The following is a 16,850-nucleotide window of genomic DNA, read 5'->3' as shown; positions in this document are numbered from 1 at the left end:
CTTCAAGAGGCTCGGGCACGGGTTACTTCATTACGTCGAGTTTCTCATTGCGGAAATCGCCCTTGTAGTAAGGGAACTGAGCGACGACGGCCCGGATCTCGATCTGTGGGTGACCAACGTCGCCCCACAAAACCGTCACTTCGGTGCCCTCGACTGCGAGTTCGCGGTCGAGATAGGCGAGCGAGATCATCGTGTTCTCGACGAACGCAGGAGTGCGACCAGTCGCCAGACCCACCTTCCTGCCTTCTTTCAGAACGTGATCGATGCGCATCCGACCCTGGTGGTAGTCATCGACGGAGATGACCGGGTCGTTGCTCATCGGGTCGTAGACCACGGCGTCTCCGCCGCGGAACTGTGACGCGTACACCTTTCCGATGTCGTCGGCATTCCACTCGAGGGTGACGGTGGTCCGCTTTGAGCCCTCCGCCTTGATCTTCTGCAGTGCGGCTTTGCCCGGGAACTCGTGGTCGAAGTTGACCAGGTAGCCCCACCGAACGTCGAATGGGGTGACCCACGCATTCTTCTGATCGTCGGAGGCGCTGCCGTGCAGACCGATGTCGAACGGAATGATGTGCTGGATGTACTCGGTGAGCTCTGGCCAGCTGTCCTTCACCGGGTCGAGGAAGTGAATGACCTGGTTCGGGTAGCCGGCGACGGTGTGGTTGACCAGAGAGTAGTTCCAGAAGCCCTGGGGCTTGCCGCCGACGGCCTCGACCTCGGCGCGTAGCTGTCGATAGGCCTCCCGGGCGTGGGTGGAGGGCCCGTGAATTTCGTAGGCGAGGGCGCCGGACATCCCGAGCCGGTGCACGGTGGCATCGGCGCCGGCGAGTGTGATCACCTTGTTCTGTGCGAATTTGAGGTCGCTCAAATCGTCACCCGTCACCTTTTCGATGATCGACTTCGATTTCGGCCCGTCGATCTGGAAGAAATACTCGTCCTGAACCCACGTGCCGTGAACGTCCAAGTCGGACTTGTCCAGGAAGAACGCCAATACGGGGGCGAGCCAGTAGGTTCGGAAGTGGTTGTCGGCGACCTTGAGCAGAACGCCGTCAGCGATCATGTAGCCGTCGTCGTTGCAGATCACAACGTGTTTGGATGAGCCCATCTCGAGGAGGCCGAAGTCCTTGTTGACGCATACGGAGTTGAGGAAGGTCGCGGCGTCCGGACCGGAGACGTCGTAGACGGGGCTGTTGCTCAGGACGAAACCTATGGACGCAGCCTCGCGTGAGGCAAGAAATTCCTCTCGCGTGGTCGAGTACTCCGCAGGTACCAGGCCGAATCCGATGTCGGTGAAGACGTTCGCGCCCTCGAAGATCGGGCTGTCCGGTGTGAACAGGACTTGGTGAATGGGAGTGCCAGGTGCGGTCCCGTCGGGTGAATCCGATTGTGCAGTAGTAGGTTCCATGATTGTCACAAGGTTCTCCATCTGTTGTCCGTGAGAGGTGGGGGAGGCGTTCACTTCAGTGCCCGTTCCTCGAGGTCGTCGTTTCGGGTCTCGGCACCGCCGATGGTCACACCGCCGTCGACGCTGAGGCTGTGCCCGACTACGTAGCTCGCCGCCTCCGATCCCAACCACAACACGGCCTGTGAGATCTCGTCGGTCCGCCCGAGTCGTCTGATCGGCACGCCGCCCAGCAGCCGGTCTGTCCAACTGGTGGGGAACGACGAGATGAACGGTGTCTCGATGGGTCCGGGGCACAGTGCGTTGATGCGAATTCCGCGCTCGGAGTACTCGTTCGCTGCAGCTTTGGTGAGCCCGATGACGCCGTGCTTGGCCGCGACATAGGGCGTGAGTCCGTACGCTCCGATCAATCCGGCCGCCGAGGCCGTGTTGATGATCGAGCCACCACCCGAGGCGAGCATGTGCGGGATCTCGGCCTGCATGCAGTAGAAGACGGACGACAGGTTGACATCGAGAGTTCGTCGCCATGCGACCGGATCCTGTTCGAGCATGAACCCGTGCTGACCCTCGGCGCCCGCGTTGTTGTGCGCGACGTCGAGTCGACCGAACCGGTCGACCACGGTGTCGATGGCGTGGTGCACCGCGACGTCGTCGGCCACGTCGACCTCGACGAAGATCGCCTCGCCGCCGACCGCCTCGATCTGCTCGACTGTCTCGCGACCGGCGACCGCGTCGATGTCCAGAACGGCGACGCGAGCGCCGGCACCCGCGAATGCTGTTGCGCTGTCGCGGCCCATGCCGCTCCCGGCGCCGGTCACGAGAACTGCCTTACCTGTGTAGTCGAATGTGACGCTCACTCAATTCCTGCTTTCTTTGGTCTTTCCGAGAAGATTCGTCGTCGGCACCCTGCGGTCGCATCCATGAGTCCACCGGTTGCTGTGATCCAGGTCATCTATGGTGGGTTCGTGAACACCGACGTTCCTTCCTCGACCGGCCGCAAGACCGAGATCAGTCAGCTGATCGAGGTCGTCGATGGCGTCCGCGACGGTGTCGGCGGAGCGGTCGTCATCGTCGGTGAATTCGGTAGCGGGAAAAGCACTGTCGGGAGGACTGTCGGTCCGCTGTCCGGACTGCGTACGCGGTTCGTGTGTGCGCGAGCCGGGGAGCATGCAGCAGAGTTGTTGACTCGATTGCTCGGAACGGCTTCTTACTCCGACGCCGCCGATGCGGTCGCCATGGTCGACATCGTCCTCGATGCGTTGGTGAAACTCACTCGCACCGGACCGCTGTTGGCGGTCGTCGACGATCTGGACCTCGCCGACGACTCGGCACGCAAGGTTCTCGGCACCCTTGCCCGGCGTATCAGGCATCTGCCCGTCGGGTTGGTGTTGATCGGTTGGCGGCGCGGAGATCGATTGCCGGCCGGCGCGACTGCGCTCCGGCTGCATCCTCTGTCCGCACATGACACCGCGTCGATCACGCGCGGCCGCCTCGGCTCGTCCGCACCCGACTGGGTCGTGGACAGCATCGCCGCCGCCGCCGGTGGCAACCCACTGGCGGCGAAAGAGATGTCCGCTGCACTGACACCGGACGAGGCGGCCGGACGAGGTGCGCTTGCGGATCCGCCGCGGCCAGGGCCCGGTTGGACCGCGCGATGGGCAGACTTGGCCGGCGTCCTCTCCGCCAATGACCGCAGCGCGATGCTCGTCGCTGCGGTGGGAGACGGGCTGTCTTCCAGTGTTCTCGACGATGCATGCGCGAGGCTCGGGGGCGGCGCAGATGCGCTCGAATCGCTGGAGGCCATGAGGCTGGTGCGGGTCGACGATTCGAGTCGCGCGTGGTCGAGGCGTCCACACCGGAGCGCGGTATTCCACGCCGCGGACCCGGCTTCGATCAACGCCGTGCATGCAGCTTTGGCCGGCGCGCTGAGCGATGCCGCGGATCCGGAGCAGCGACTCGCTCAGGTGATGCATCTGGCAGCCCCCTCCGACACCCCGGCCGAAGCTGTCGGCGACACTCTCGAACGCATTCTGCGGACGGCGCACGCCTCCGCCGAGACTCTGACCGGATGGTTGCGGGCGGCCGAATCAACCGACGACGATGCAGTCCGTGCCCGTCGGCTCGTGTCGGCAGGGCTGGTCAGCTGGTTGCTTGGCCGACCCGAGCAGGCAGAGTGGTTGATCGGTCGGGCAGGGCTCGCCGGACGGGACGATTTCGTCGCCGGAACCACGGCTCAAATTCGCGGAGCCCTTGCCCTGAGCCAGGGACTCCCTGCCGATGCGCTCCGCATCCTCACGGCCGGTGCGGACGCGGCAGCGTTGCGCGACCCGAAGTTGGCCGTCGACCTCGCGGCCCGCGTCACTGGACTGGCGTGGTGGGGCGGTCGCTCAGACTGGGCTGCGCAGGCCGTCGATCTTGCCGCCGCGATCACCGACACCGGTGTCTACGCGAACCTGGTGCGAGAGGCAGCACCCGCCGGCTTGGCTGTCATGCGCGACGAGTTCTCGCCCGCTGTCGATGATCTGGCCCGCTCGCTTCGCGACGCGGAACAGCTGACGCAGCCGCGGGAGCTGCTGTTCGCCGCCGAAGTCGCGACGATGGTCGGTGACGACATCGGGACTCGGCGCTTCTGCGAACGCGCGATAAGGGTTATGCGGGTGCGAGGCCACGCCACCGAGCTGCCGTTCGCGCTGCAACTCGCCGCACTCGTCCTGGCCGGACAAGGACGATCGGAAGCTGCTCACGACCGAGCGGAGGAGGGCATACGCCTTGCCGATCAGGCAGGCGAGCAAACGGACGGAGCGTTTCAGCACACTGTCCTCGCGCATCTCGCAGCTCTCGACGGTGACGCAGCGGCCTGCGGGATGCATCGACGTGCGGTCGTCGGGCGCGGCAAAGACCACCCGACAGCGTCCATCGAGTGGGCAGAAGGTCGGTTGGCGGTATCTCAGGGCCGGTTCACCGACGCCGTCGACCTCTTGGTGCCGACGGTGCTGTACGACGGGCGTCACCCGGAGGTCAGTTTAATGGCCACGCCCGATCTGGTGGAAGCAGCCGTCGCCGTCGGCAACGTCGAACTGGCGCGGGAGGCGAGCAGTAGGTTCGAGCGCTGGTGCCAGGCGGGGTCTTCCTGGGGTGGTGCTGTGGCTCCGCGCCTTCGTGCGCTCCTGGCGGGATCCGGGGCCGAAGCACTGTTCGAGGAGGCGTGCCACGCACCGGGCCTCGCCCACCGACCCCTCGAAGCAGCACGCACACGTCTGGCTTTCGGCACTTACTTGCGCGGAGAACGTCGACGGGCAGAGGCACGGGAACAGCTACATCCGGCTCTGGCACTGTTCGAGAGTCTGCAGTTGCCTGCATGGGTCGATCGGACCCGTTCGGCGCTACGCGCGAGCGGGGAGGGACGCACTCATGACATCGTCGTCGCGGACGTCCTCACCGATCAAGAGTTGGCAATCGCCCGGATGGTGAGCATCGGGCGCTCGAACCGGGACGTGGCCGGCACTCTGCATCTGAGCTCACGGACCGTGGAGTACCACCTGTCGAAGGTATACGTGAAGCTCGGTCTCGACTCACGTGAGCAGCTGGCGGGCGTTCTTGCGGATTGACGCTGCCGGTCGTCAGTTCACGGATGCGACCGTCATGTCGGACAATGTCTGGAACCGGTGCAGATTCTGCGCCTCACCGAGCACACCAGCGGTCAAGCACACGAAAGTCAGATCACGCTCGGGGTCGACGAAGAACTGCGACGAGCCCGCACCGTACCCGCCGAAGGTGCCCGCGGAGGCCATGGTGCCGAAGAACGTCTGCCGCAGGCCGCTGCCACGCATCATGAAACCCAAGCCGATGCTGGCGAGCCAAGGCTGCCAGTGCTTTTCGGCAACGATGCGGTTGTAGCGTTCGTTCACCAAGTCGCCGGTCTGCACGGTCGCCGCCATCGCGATCGACGCCGGTGACAGGATCCGCTCCCCATCGAGTTCGCCGCCGCGTCGCAGCATCTCGGCAAAGCGATACATGTCGGCGGCCGTCGATACGCATCCGACCCAGGGCAACTCGGCACCCTCGTGCGCGGCCTCGGCCGTGTCGGTGATGTCCTTCGGTGAGAAGAACTGACCGGGCGGAAACTTTGCGACGACCGGAACCATCCGATCCCTCCACGATGCCGGAGCGCCCATGCGGGTGTTCGCCATCCCGAGTGGGTCGAGGAGCTCATCGTGCAGAGTCTGCGTGAACGTTCGTCCGCGGCCGAGTGTGCGGACGACGATCTCGCCCAACAGTGCGTGGGCCAGACACGGCGAGTAGCTCACGCGATCACCTGGCGGGGCCACCAGATCCATCTCGCCGATCGCCGCGATGGTTCGGCCCAGGTCGGCACAGTCCATCGGCGGCAGTGGCCAGGGCGTCGGGCTGGTTCCCGCACGGTGAGTCATCAGGTCAGCGATGCTCACGCGATCCTTCGCACCGACCCGGAACCGGTCGCTGCCCCGGAACTCGGGAACGATGTCGACGACCTTCGTGATGGGGCTGAGCAATCCTTGCTCGAAGGCCTTCAGGATCAGGACGTTTGTGAATTGCTTGGTCGTGGAGAAGATCCAGAACACGTCGTCCAGTGCTGCGCGGCGGCCGGTTGATCGATCGCTGTAGCCGACGGCCTGATGCAGTCCAATCTCGCCGTGTCGAGCGATCAGAATGACGCCACCGTCGTACAGGTCGTCGGCGATGTCGGCCTCCATTCGCTCGGAGATTCGGCTGAGCGCGCGGGTGTCGAGGAAATCGCTTCGAGTCGTGGATCGGGTCATGCGATCAAGAGTGCGGCCGGTACGCGTCGGTCGCATCGGTGCACCCACCAGTCAGGCCTGAGAGGCCAGCGCCTCCGGGAGTTGCTTGCGTGAGCCGATTTCCAGCTTCGTGTAAACCTTGTGCAAGTGCGACTCGACGGTCTTCCGGCTCAGATACAACTGTTCGGCCACCTGCTGATTGGTGGCACCACCGGCGACGAGTCGCGCCACGGTGAGTTCCTGTGGCGTCAGTTGTGTCGCCGCTTCTGGACCCCGCCGCGCCCGCTCCGCCGTGGCACTCAGTTCGGTTGCTGCACGCTGCTCCCACGCTGTGACGTGTAATTCTGCGAACGTGGTGAGCGCCTCCTGAAGAACGACGCGGGCCCGAACCCGCTGACGTCCCCGGCGAAGGTGCTCTCCATGAACAAGCTGCGTTCTAGCTCGCTCGAAAGGCCGATCGGGGTCGGTACTGCCCGCGAGGAACCATCGTTCGGCGTCGACTTCGTTGTCCGCGGTGAGCGCGCGCAGCCGCGGCAGCACAGCCGCTGCCCACGGCGATCCGGCTGAGGCCCACGCGGCGAACCGGGGGATCGCCGCTCGCGCTATGCCGGGATGCCCGGTTCGCACGGCCGCCTCCACCAGATCGGGCAGCGCGAACAATGCCGTGGGCGCGTGCGTCGACGCCGAATCCGTATCGGTGATCTCCTGCAATACTTCTAGTGCACTGGCCAGTCTTCCGGTCGCAAGGTCGGTTCGTCCCAGGGCCCAGAATGCTGCGTCCGCGATATATCCGATGTCGCGCCCGGTCACGATCCGGAGGGCGGCGTCGGCGGACTCACGGGTGGCGTGCGTCGACCCTCGTAGTCCGGCTCCGTGGGCCGACATCGTCAGGCCGAAGGCCAGACTGCGATCGTCTCCCACGCGGCTCGTCAGCAGTCGCCCCTCGGCGATCAGTTCCTCGGCGTGATCAGGGTGGCCTCGCCACGTCTGCACCGACGCGAGAATCTGCAGAGTGAAGGACAGCTGGAACACATCGCCCTCTACGCGGGCCAGCATCGCAGAATCGACGAGATGGCGATAAGCGGAAAGGTCGTCCCCGAGCAGCATCGCCGCTTGTCCCGCGATGCGGTGATCGTGCGCAGTCTTTGCGACGCCGGCGGCGTCTAGTGACGCGCGCAAAGCCTCGCCTGCTTTGTCAAGATCGCCGCTGAAGAGAGCTGCGCAGCCACGGATGGCGTCGATCGTGATGATGTGCCGTGGATCATCTGTGCGGACCGCGGCCGCGAGGACACAGACGCGCTCGATCCAGTCGGTGCGGCCCGACCACCACGACACCTCAGCAGCTGAGGCCAGCGCGTAGACCTCGAGATCGGTGTCCAGCTCGTGGAGTAGTTCGGCAGCGAGTATCGGCCGCTCGAACGCTTCCTGTGGAGTGCGCGAGGCCGCGGCGACGAGACCTTCCACCAGCAGCACCCGAGCGCGTGCCTCTATGGGGGCCCGGCCGGCGTCGATTCTGTGCAGGGCACGCTCGGCCCCGTCGCGGTCGCCGGCAGCGAGCCGAGCTTCGGCCACCCGTGCCCACCGCACGAACCGCCGGTCGGCGTCGACCGTGAGCGCTGCCGCTACATCGAAACAGCGCGCACGTTCCCTTGGCGACAACGCGACACCGGCAGCGACCACGCCGTCGTCGAGTCGGGACGCAACGGCGTCGTCGGGCGACGTCGCCGCGCGTGCCCGGTGCCAGGCAAAACGTAAATCGTATCGATCCGAACCGCGTTGCTCGAGCGCATTCGCGAGCGACACGTGGGCCCGCCGTTGCTCTCCGGACGGCGCGAGTTCGAGTACGGCGGCGGGAAGAAGTGGATGAACAGGCTCCGGGCCTTCGGACATGTCCACAAGCAGCCCGAGCTCCAACAGCTCGTCGAGCCCGACGCGATCGATCAGCTGTTCGGGAACCGCTGGTGTGGGCACTGGGCCGGGACAATCGCAGGAGACGGCCCACATCAGACCCAACTTGCGTGCATGGGCTGACAGATCCCGCCGGGCAAGCCACATTGTCGCCACCGCTGAGTGCGCACGGCGGGAGACGTCGACGGTGCTGTCGGCGCGGAGCACCTCGGATGTCACCAACGCCCGGGTCGACAGCACGAGAACGCCAGGATTTCCTGCCGCCCGTTCCACGATGCCGTCGACGATCCGTAACCGTCTCCGCTGCTCATCGTCAGTGCCGGAGTCGGGGTCGGTGGGTGCGCACGAGTCCACGAGAAGCAGGCTGTCTTTTTCGTTCAATGGTCCGAGGAGGACGTCGTCGGACGGGTCCGTCGATCCGGTCAGGCGTCGACGCCCCGCGATCAGCATTCCCCACGTTCGGGCGGCATGTACGAGTCGAACGATGACGTCGGCCGACAGAGAATCCACCCGATCGATGTCGTCGACGACGACGAGTGTCGGCACGTCGATTGCGAGGTGGTCGAGCGCGGCTGCGACCGCGTCGGCGATGACCTCCGACGCGACGTCGGTATCGGCGAGCGCGTCCCGGACCCCCCGGATCAGTGCGGCTCCGCCTGCACCGGGGAGTGCCCTCGGGCGGAGGACCGGTCCCAGCAGTTGGTGCAGGACCGCTGCGCGAATATCGGACTCGGCAGAGTCTCCCGACGCCGTGAGGGCGAGAATACCTGCGCGGGAAACGGGTCCGGCCTCCACCTGCGCGAGCAGCGCAGATTTTCCCGAACCTGGTGGCCCCCACACACCGACAGAACGACCCCGTCGTGCCACGACATCGCCCACGAGCGTGACGAGCCTCGACGTCTCGATCGACCTGCCGACCAACAACGCGTCGTTCCTCCTGTCGTTCCTGGCCGACTGGTGGCCACCCCGATGCGATCCCCCGCCTACTCCGTGAGCATTGTGACGGTGAGCACGAATGATATCGCCGTCGTCGGCGCGGGCCCCGTGGGTGCCCTGACTGCACTGGGCTTGGCGCAACGCGGGCACAAAGTTGTCCTGCTCGAGTCCGAGCATGAACTCGCGGCATCCCCGCGTGCGATTGTCTACTACTGGCACGTTCTCGACGGGCTGGATGCTCTCGGTGTGCTGGACGACATCGACGCCGAAGGGATCCGGAACACCGCGTTCTGCACCCGCGTCCTCGAGTCGGGTGTCGAGGCGGTGGTGTCGCTGGCACCTCTGGCGTCGATTACTTCCCGCCCGTGGAACATTCACCTGGGCCAGCACGAGGTGGTGCGCATCGCGCTCGACCACCTCTCGCGCCATCCCAACGCAGAACTTCGTCTCGGTGCCGCGGTGACCTCGGTGCGGCAAGACAGCGACGGTGTTGTGCTCGACGTGACCGGAGCCGATGCCGGGGAGGTCCGGGCGTCGTGGGTGGTCGCGGCCGACGGTGCCCGAAGCGCTGTGCGCAGTTCGCTCGGAATCTCTTTCGAGGGAACCACGTGGGACGACCGGTTCGTCGCCACCGATCTGAGCTACCCGTTCGACCGTGCCGGCCTGGGCAACGCCAACATGATCCTCGATGCCGAGAATGGTTGCGTCATTGCGCGGATCGACGACACGACCTGGCGTTGGACTTGGGGCGAATCTGCCGAGCTGCCTGCTGACACCGTCCTTGATCGCCTTCCCGGTCGCCTGGCAGCGCTCGGGTTTCCCAACGTGCCGTACGACGTCGTCTCCGCGACTCCGTACCGGATGCATCAGAGGTCGGCCGATCGCATGCGAGAGGGTCGGGTACTGCTCGTCGGCGACGCCGCCCACGCGACCAATCCGACCGGCGGTCTCGGTCTCACCAGCGGAATGTACGACCTCTTCGCGCTTCTTGACCCGCTCGACGAGGCCGTACGCGGCGGTGACGGGTCTCTGCTCGACGTGTGGGCAGCCGAGCGGCTGCGCATCTTCGACGAGTATGCGTCCCCCATGGCGACGGCGTCCAAGCACCGCGTTTACGACGAGACGGATAGCGCATCGCTGACCCGTTTCGTCGAGGGGGCCGCCGCGGCAGTAGACGACGACGAAGCAATTCGCCGACTGTCCGCGATGACGCGTCTGCGCAGCGGTTTCCCACGGCATCACGCCTCGTTCATCTGAGCGAGGCAACCCACCAGAGCAGGAGAGTTTCATGTCAGGAGTCACAATTGTCGCGGGTGGACGCCAGGGCGCACCGAGCGAACGGCGGACCAGCACGTTCGTCGGAGAGGTGTGGGGCGACCCGGTGCTCCCTGCCACCGACGAGTGGCTGGTGAACAATGTGCACTTCGCCCCCGGCGGCCGCACGAACTGGCACACACACGGCGTCGGGCAGATCCTGATCGTCACCGCTGGTGAGGGATTCGTGTTCGACGAACACGGCAACGGCGGCCGCATCCGGATCGGCGACGTGGTTCACATACCTGGCGACACGCAGCATTGGCACGGTGCCACGTCCACCGCCTTCATGACTCACACCGCGATCTCGGTGGGCGGCCACGATTGGGGCCGCGAGGTCAACGCTGACGAGTACGAACAGGCACATCGGTCATGACGGCGTCGGTAGGTGTCGTCGGACTCGGCCGCATGGGGTCGCCCATGGTCGCGGCGCTGAAACGAGCAGGTTTCACTGTCAGCTCCTACGACCGGTCTCCCGAGGCCCGTGCGGCGACGGCAGGCAGCGTCGATGCGCTCGCCGACGTCACCGGCGACATCGTGATCCTGATGCTCCCCAACTCAGCGATCGTCGAAGCAGTGCTGACCGACCCGGAGTTCACGGCTCTGCGCCGCGGCGTCGTCGTCGTCGACATGAGCTCCTCGGAACCCAGCAGCACCCGTGCGCTCGGGGAGCGGCTGGCCGACGCCGGAATCGATTATCTCGATGCACCGGTCTCCGGTGGCGTCGCCCGCGCCGAAAGCGCGAGCCTGACCATCATGGCCGGCGGGTCGTCATCCACGCTCGAGCGCGCTCGTCCGGTACTGGAGGCGATGGGAACCGTCACCCACGTCGGTGACCTGGGTGCCGGGCACGCTGTCAAAGCGTGTAACAACGTGCTCGTTGGCGTGACGCTCCTGGCCGCCGTCGAAGTGCTCGAGATCGTGCGCTCGTTCGGCGTCGACCCGGCGGTCGCGTTCGACGTCATCAACAGCTCCACCGGCCGCAGTTGGTCGAGTGAACACAAGGTGCCGACGTTCGTTCTATCGGAGGACTACCGCTCGGGTTTCGGCTTCGGTTTGCTCACCAAGGACATGGGCATCGCCGTCGGGCTGGCGGAGGAATTGGGCGTGGAGCATGGGTTGCTCGGCTCCGCGACGTCGATGTGGCGTCGCGCAGGGGAAGGGCTGCCGGTAGACGCCGACCACACGTCGATCGCAGAATGGGTTGCGGGACAGTCTCGTTCGGTCGCGGGCGGCACGGCGTGAGCCCCGTGCGACAACACTGGGTACTCGACCCCGAACCAACCGGTGCCGCGATGTTCGTCGAGACGCGCACACCCGCGTCGCCGCGCATGTTGCCTATTGTCCTCGTGCATGGCGGCGGTGGACAGGGAACCGACTGGGGTACCACCCCGGACGGCCGACCTGGCTGGGCCGATCTGCTCATCGAGCAAGGCTACGAGGTCCACGTCGTCGACCGACCCTGTCACGGACGTTCCCCGGGTCGCACTTCCACCCCGGCCGCTCTGGCCATGACGGCCCGGTTGTTCGCACCAGGCGACCGACCGGAGCACAGTCAGTGGCCGGGCCCAGGAGGCATCGATGACCCCTTCGTCCGCACGCTCGCCGCGTCCGCCACTGGCTTGCCGTCCGACCTCGCTGCTGCGCAGGTGATCGAACGTCGGTTGCTGGAGGCCCTGCTCGAGGATGTAGGCCCGGCAGTGCTGGTAGCGCACTCGCTCGGAGCGTGCGCCGCGTGGCTAGTGGCCGAGTCTCGTCCCGATCTGGTGGCCGGAGTAGTCGCGCTCGAACCCGCCGGTCCGCCCTACCTGGACGTGCCGGGCACACCACTCGGACTACCGGCCGGCATCACCGCCGCACCGTTGTGGCCCACGACCGGGGCGGTGGGCCTGTCATCGGTAGCCGTTGCGATCGTCGAGGGCGAGACATCGCAGATGCAGGCCGCATGCGCGCCGGTCGCCGACTTCCTTCGGCTGGCGGGCGTCGGTGTCGATCACCTCGTACTTGCCGACCGTGGGTTGCGGGGAAACGGCCACGGGCTAGCGATCGAACTCAACAACCGTGAGGTTCTCGGCATCGTTCTGGATTGGGTCCAGGCAGCCGCGTACCCCCACGATCACTCAGCTTCATTTCTCGGAACAGGAGAACCTGCGTGACCAGCTCCCCACTCACCACCGCTCGAACCGAACCTGCGACCGCCGGCGGCGCGCGGCGCAACGACGCCGACCTCGCCAGGCTCGTCGTACGCTGCGCGGACCAGCCGGGCGTCGTCGCGACGGTAGGCGGATTTCTTACCAGAGCCGGTGCCAACATCGAATCCCTTCAGCAACACACGACCGAGCCCGATGGCGGAATATTCATCCAGCGCACAGAGTTTCGTCTTCCAGGACTTTCCGCGGCTCGGCACGACCTCGAAACCGCCTTCGCCTCCGAAGTCGCGGCCGACCTTGGGATGGAATTCACCATCACGGAGGCAGTCAAGCCCAAGCGCGTGGCGATCATGGTCTCCAAGACCGATCACTGTGTGCTCGATCTGCTGTGGCGGAACCGCCGCGGAGAACTCGACATGACAGTCGTGATGGTCATCTCGAACCACGCCGACCTGGCAGACGAAGTTCGTCCCTTCGGAGTGCCGTTCTTCCACATACCGGCGACGCGCGAGACGCGCAGCGCGGCAGAGGAACGTCAGCTCGAATTGCTGAGGGACAACGTCGATCTGGTAATTCTCGCGCGCTACATGCAGATCATCACGCCGCACTTCCTGAGGTCGGTCGGGGTGCCACTGATCAACATCCACCACTCGTTTCTGCCGGCCTTCATCGGGGCCGGGCCGTACCAGAAGGCCAAGGAGCGTGGCGTGAAGTTGGTGGGCGCGACTGCTCACTATGTGACCGAGGATCTCGATGAGGGCCCGATCATCGAGCAAGACGTAGTGCGCGTCGACCATCGCCACCACACGCTGGACCTCGTCCGGTTGGGCGCTGACGTAGAACGCGCAGTCCTCTCTCGCGCCGTGCGTTGGCACTGCGAAGACCGAGTTGTTCGGCTCGGCAATTCCACGATCGTGTTCTAGAAGGAGACCTGGCATGACTGCTCGTCTGATGGACGGTAAGGCCGTCGCTCGTACGGTACGAGGCGAGGTGGCCGCCGAGGTGGCCGCGCTTGTTTCGTCCGGTCGACCGGCACCAGGTCTCGCGACTGTGCTGGTCGGCGACGACCCCGCGTCCGAGGTGTATGTGCGGAACAAGCGGCGGCAGTCCGTCGAGGCCGGAATGGTCGATCTGCACCGCCACCTGCCCGCTGACATCTCGCAACGCGAGCTCGAGTCGGTACTCGACGACCTCGCCGCCGACCCGGCGGTGTCGGGAATCCTGCTCCAACTCCCGGTCCCGGGCCACCTCGACACCAGCGCGCTGCTGGCCCGAATCCCGGCGGGTAAGGACGTCGACGGCCTGACGGTCGACAACGCAGGTTTGCTGTCCCAGGGACATCCCGGCCTCGTGCCCTGTACACCGAGCGGTGTGATGCGTCTTCTCGACGAATACCAGGTATCACTGTCCGGAGCCGACGTGGTGGTCGTCGGACGATCGGAACTGGTCGGTCGGCCTATGGCGCAACTACTGCTGCAGCGCGACGCAACAGTGACACAATGTCATTCGCGAACCAAGGATCTGGTGGGGGCATGCCGACGATCCGACGTGGTCGTGGTGGCCGCCGGCGTGCCGGGCATCCTGGGAGCCGACGCCGTGAAGCCAGGCGCGACCGTGATAGACGTCGGCATTCACCGCACCCCTCACGGCCTGACCGGTGACGTTCGATTTGCGGAGGTCGAGTCCGTGGCCGGGCTGCTCACCCCAGTGCCGGGAGGTGTCGGACCGATGACCATCGCGATGCTGCTCGCGAACACAGTCGCGGCAGCGCGCGCTCTGAGCGAACGGTCAGTCGGTGTCTGACCCGATTCTGCGGTTCTCCGAGGAACGATCGGCCGAGATCGTCGCGGAATCGTTCCGTGCGTGCGGCAGCGACCGACTGCGCACAGTGCTCGAGTCGCTGGTGTCGCATCTGCACGCCTTCGCCGAAGACGTCGAGCTCTCCCAGGCCGATCTCGATGTCGGTATCGACTTCTTGACGCGAACTGGTCAGGCGTGCACGGACACTCGGCAGGAGTTCGTACTTCTGTCCGACGTTCTCGGCCTGTCCATGCTCGTCGACTCGATCACGAACCGCGCGGTAGGAACGGGTGGAACAGAATCCACGGTGCTCGGCCCGTTTCACATGGTCGATTCGCCCCCTCGCGAGCTGGGTGCCACCATCGCCGTCGTGAGGGGAGGCGAACCGACTCTCGTGACCGGCCAGGTTCTCTCGGCCGACGGCTCGCCGGTTGCCGGTGCAGTCGTCGACGTATGGCAGGCCGACGACGACGGCTTCTACGACGTTCAGCGTGACGATGTTCCGGTGGGGCATTTGCGCGGTCTCTTCGCTGCGGACGGCAACGGACGCTTCGCGTTCCGCACGGTGCTGCCCTCTCCTTATCCGATTCCGGACGACGGCCCGGTGGGAGCTTTGCTGGCGGCGACCGGGCGTCACCCGTACCGTCCGGCGCACATCCATTTCATCGTCGGTGCCGCCGGTCATGCGCCGCTGACGACGCACATATTCGTCGAAGGGTCGCCCTACCTCGACTCTGATGCGGTGTTCGGGGTCAAGGACAGTCTCGTTGTCGACTTCGTCCATGTGGAGGTCGAGACGGAGGTGCAGACAGCGATCGAGTTGGAGCACCGGCTGGTACCGCCGTACCGGCATGCGCACGTCGAGATCACGCTGCGAGTCGCATCGTGATCGGCCCAGTGTCGTTCGTCCACGATCAGAGGCCGGTCCGCGTCGTCTTCGGGGCGGGTCGCATCGGGGCTCTCGCCGACGAATGCGATCACCTGGAGCTGACCCGCGTCCTATTGATCGCAACGCGCTATTCGACTGCAGCACAAACCCTTTTGGGTGACCGCGTCGTCGCAACCGTCACCGATCCTCGTGCCCATGTACCTGTCGATCAAGTGCACGAGACTCTGGACCTCGTGGGGAGATCCGGCGCCGACGGCGTCGTCGCCGTCGGCGGGGGTTCTAGCGTCGGGCTCGCTAAGGCAGTGGCTCTCGGGACAGGGGTGCCCATTCTTGCGGTGCCCACGACGTATTCGGGATCGGAGATGACCCGGGTGTGGGGGCGCACCGAGGGCGGCCGGAAGCAGACAGGTCGCGATCTCCGGGTGGCCCCGCGCACAGTGATCTACGACCCGGACCTGGTGGCCGGACTTCCCACCGTCACTGCGGCGGCGAGCGCGATCAACGCAGTCGCGCACGCCGCTGAAGCTCTGTACGCTCCGGACCGCACTGCTTTGTCGGATCTTGCTGCCGCAGAGGCGATTCGCGTCGTGACGGCGACTCTAGCCAGAGCGCTCGATCCGACGGCGTTGCTCCGCGGTGCGTATCTGGCCGGGGTAGTGCTCGACCAGACCACTATGGGGCTGCACCACAAGTTGTGCCATGTGCTCGGCGGGGCGTTCGACCTTCCGCACGCCTCGACGCACAGTGTCGTGCTTCCTCACGTTCTGGCGTACAACCTGGGGGATCCTGCGGTCGCTGAGCGTTTCGCCGCGGCCGGGGCCCATGACCTGCCTGCCGTCGTGCGGCGGCTGGGTTCCGGACACGGCGTGCCGACGTCACTGCGCGAGCTCGGACTGTCGGCCTCGTCGCTCGACGAGGTGATGAACACCGTTCTCGCTGTGCCACCCGTCAATCCGCGGCCTGTCCGTGCCGACGCGGTCCGCGGTGTTCTATGGGGTGCGTTCTCGGGTGTTCACGTATGAGGGCGTGGACAGACCTGTCGCATCCGCTCGACCCGCGGGCACCGCGAATCGCGATCTTCCCGGCACCGTCGTTCGCGACGGTCGCGGAAATGCCGGCCGACCCTATGACGGTCAGCCAGATGGACATGGTGGTGCACACGGGTACTCACGTGGACGCCCCGTGTCACTTCGTGGCCGGTGCCGAAAGCATCGATGAGATCGATTTGTCGAGACTGACCGGTGAGGGCGTCGTGTGCCGGGTCGAGGCGGGGGAGGACGAGGTATACGGCCTCGACGCGCTCGTGGACCGCGAGCTCGTCCGAGAGGGAGACATAGTCGTCCTCGAGACCGGGTGGTGGTGCCACGTCGGTACCCCGCTCTACGCGCGGCATCCATCGTTGTCGGTGGATCTCGCGCGGTGGCTGGTCGACCGAAGGGTGTCGATGATCGCGGTCGACACCGGTACCCCCGACGTGCCGGTGCAATTACGACCTGAGGGGTTCAACTGGCCCGTTCACCAGATTCTGCTCGGGGCAGGAGTGTTGATAGCCGAGCACGTCACAAATCTCACCGCCCTGTCCGGCCAGCGGGTGGAGCTGATGTTCGCCCCGCTCAACATCCGAGGCTCCGACGGCGCACCGGTTCGCGCCGTCGGACGTCCCGTCTCGTGAT

The 16,850-nt window shown here is 65.8% G+C and carries 14 protein-coding genes; 10 read left to right on the top strand and 4 right to left on the bottom strand.

Features of this window, described 5'->3' with window-relative positions; genetic code table 11:
• Positions 1–22: 22 nt before the first annotated feature.
• Both CH281_RS18505 and CH281_RS18500 read right to left on the bottom strand, forming a co-directional pair.
• The gene (locus tag CH281_RS18505) at positions 23–1,405 is read right to left on the bottom strand and encodes a hypothetical protein (protein ID WP_256983793.1); all 1,383 of its coding nucleotides are present in this window, start codon (positions 1,403–1,405) and stop codon (positions 23–25) included.
• 50 nt (positions 1,406–1,455) lie between these two features.
• On the bottom strand, positions 1,456–2,259 hold the full coding sequence (locus tag CH281_RS18500) for an SDR family NAD(P)-dependent oxidoreductase (RefSeq protein WP_094695141.1): 804 nt from the start codon (positions 2,257–2,259) through the stop codon (positions 1,456–1,458).
• Positions 2,260–2,367: 108 nt separating this feature from the next.
• Here CH281_RS18500 and CH281_RS18495 point away from each other — a divergent pair, with 108 nt between their 5' ends.
• Positions 2,368–5,010, top strand: coding sequence for a LuxR family transcriptional regulator (locus CH281_RS18495; RefSeq protein WP_179274228.1), 2,643 nt, complete (start codon positions 2,368–2,370; stop codon positions 5,008–5,010).
• A gap of 12 nt (positions 5,011–5,022) precedes the next feature.
• On the opposite strand, the gene CH281_RS18490 is transcribed toward CH281_RS18495, so the two are convergent.
• Positions 5,023–6,201, bottom strand: coding sequence for a serine hydrolase domain-containing protein (locus CH281_RS18490; RefSeq protein WP_167326179.1), 1,179 nt, complete (start codon positions 6,199–6,201; stop codon positions 5,023–5,025).
• 51 nt (positions 6,202–6,252) lie between these two features.
• Positions 6,253–9,012 carry a helix-turn-helix transcriptional regulator gene (locus CH281_RS18485; RefSeq protein WP_167326178.1) on the bottom strand — a complete coding sequence of 920 codons (2,760 nt, stop codon included), beginning with the start codon at positions 9,010–9,012 and terminating at the stop codon, positions 6,253–6,255.
• 81 nt (positions 9,013–9,093) lie between these two features.
• On the opposite strand from CH281_RS18485, the gene CH281_RS26630 reads away from it, so the two are divergent.
• From CH281_RS26630 to CH281_RS18445, 9 genes are read left to right on the top strand one after another with little or no spacing between them, the layout of a single operon-like run.
• Positions 9,094–10,281, top strand: coding sequence for an FAD-dependent oxidoreductase (locus CH281_RS26630; protein ID WP_167326177.1), 1,188 nt, complete (start codon positions 9,094–9,096; stop codon positions 10,279–10,281).
• Positions 10,282–10,312: 31 nt separating this feature from the next.
• The gene (locus CH281_RS18480; protein ID WP_094695133.1) at positions 10,313–10,714 is read left to right on the top strand and encodes a cupin domain-containing protein; all 402 of its coding nucleotides are present in this window, start codon (positions 10,313–10,315) and stop codon (positions 10,712–10,714) included.
• Positions 10,711–11,583: an NAD(P)-dependent oxidoreductase gene (locus CH281_RS18475; protein ID WP_094695131.1), complete on the top strand. Its 873-nt coding sequence runs from the start codon at positions 10,711–10,713 to the stop codon at positions 11,581–11,583. The genes CH281_RS18480 and CH281_RS18475 overlap by 4 nt, the downstream gene beginning before the upstream one ends.
• Positions 11,580–12,494: an alpha/beta fold hydrolase gene (locus CH281_RS18470; protein ID WP_179274227.1), complete on the top strand. Its 915-nt coding sequence runs from the start codon at positions 11,580–11,582 to the stop codon at positions 12,492–12,494. The genes CH281_RS18475 and CH281_RS18470 overlap by 4 nt, the downstream gene beginning before the upstream one ends.
• Positions 12,491–13,411, top strand: a complete 921-nt coding sequence (gene purU / locus CH281_RS18465) for a formyltetrahydrofolate deformylase (protein WP_094695127.1) — start codon at positions 12,491–12,493, stop codon at positions 13,409–13,411. The genes CH281_RS18470 and purU overlap by 4 nt, the downstream gene beginning before the upstream one ends.
• Positions 13,412–13,424: 13 nt before the next feature.
• On the top strand, positions 13,425–14,291 hold the full coding sequence (locus CH281_RS18460) for a bifunctional 5,10-methylenetetrahydrofolate dehydrogenase/5,10-methenyltetrahydrofolate cyclohydrolase (RefSeq protein WP_094695125.1): 867 nt from the start codon (positions 13,425–13,427) through the stop codon (positions 14,289–14,291).
• On the top strand, positions 14,284–15,177 hold the full coding sequence (locus CH281_RS18455; RefSeq protein WP_218829784.1) for a dioxygenase family protein: 894 nt from the start codon (positions 14,284–14,286) through the stop codon (positions 15,175–15,177). Before CH281_RS18460 ends, CH281_RS18455 begins: the two co-directional genes overlap by 8 nt.
• Positions 15,174–16,199: a maleylacetate reductase gene (locus CH281_RS18450; RefSeq protein ID WP_256983748.1), complete on the top strand. Its 1,026-nt coding sequence runs from the start codon at positions 15,174–15,176 to the stop codon at positions 16,197–16,199. The genes CH281_RS18455 and CH281_RS18450 overlap by 4 nt, the downstream gene beginning before the upstream one ends.
• Positions 16,196–16,849 (top strand): cyclase family protein, encoded by a 654-nt coding sequence (locus tag CH281_RS18445; protein ID WP_179274226.1) that lies wholly within the window; start codon positions 16,196–16,198, stop codon positions 16,847–16,849. Before CH281_RS18450 ends, CH281_RS18445 begins: the two co-directional genes overlap by 4 nt.
• The last annotated feature ends 1 nt before the right edge of the window (position 16,850 follow it).

It is taken from the genome of Rhodococcus sp. 06-221-2 (assembly GCF_002258365.1).
GTDB classification, from domain to species: Bacteria; Actinomycetota; Actinomycetes; order Mycobacteriales; family Mycobacteriaceae; genus Rhodococcoides; species Rhodococcoides fascians.
This window is presented reverse-complemented; position numbering and strand designations above follow the sequence as displayed.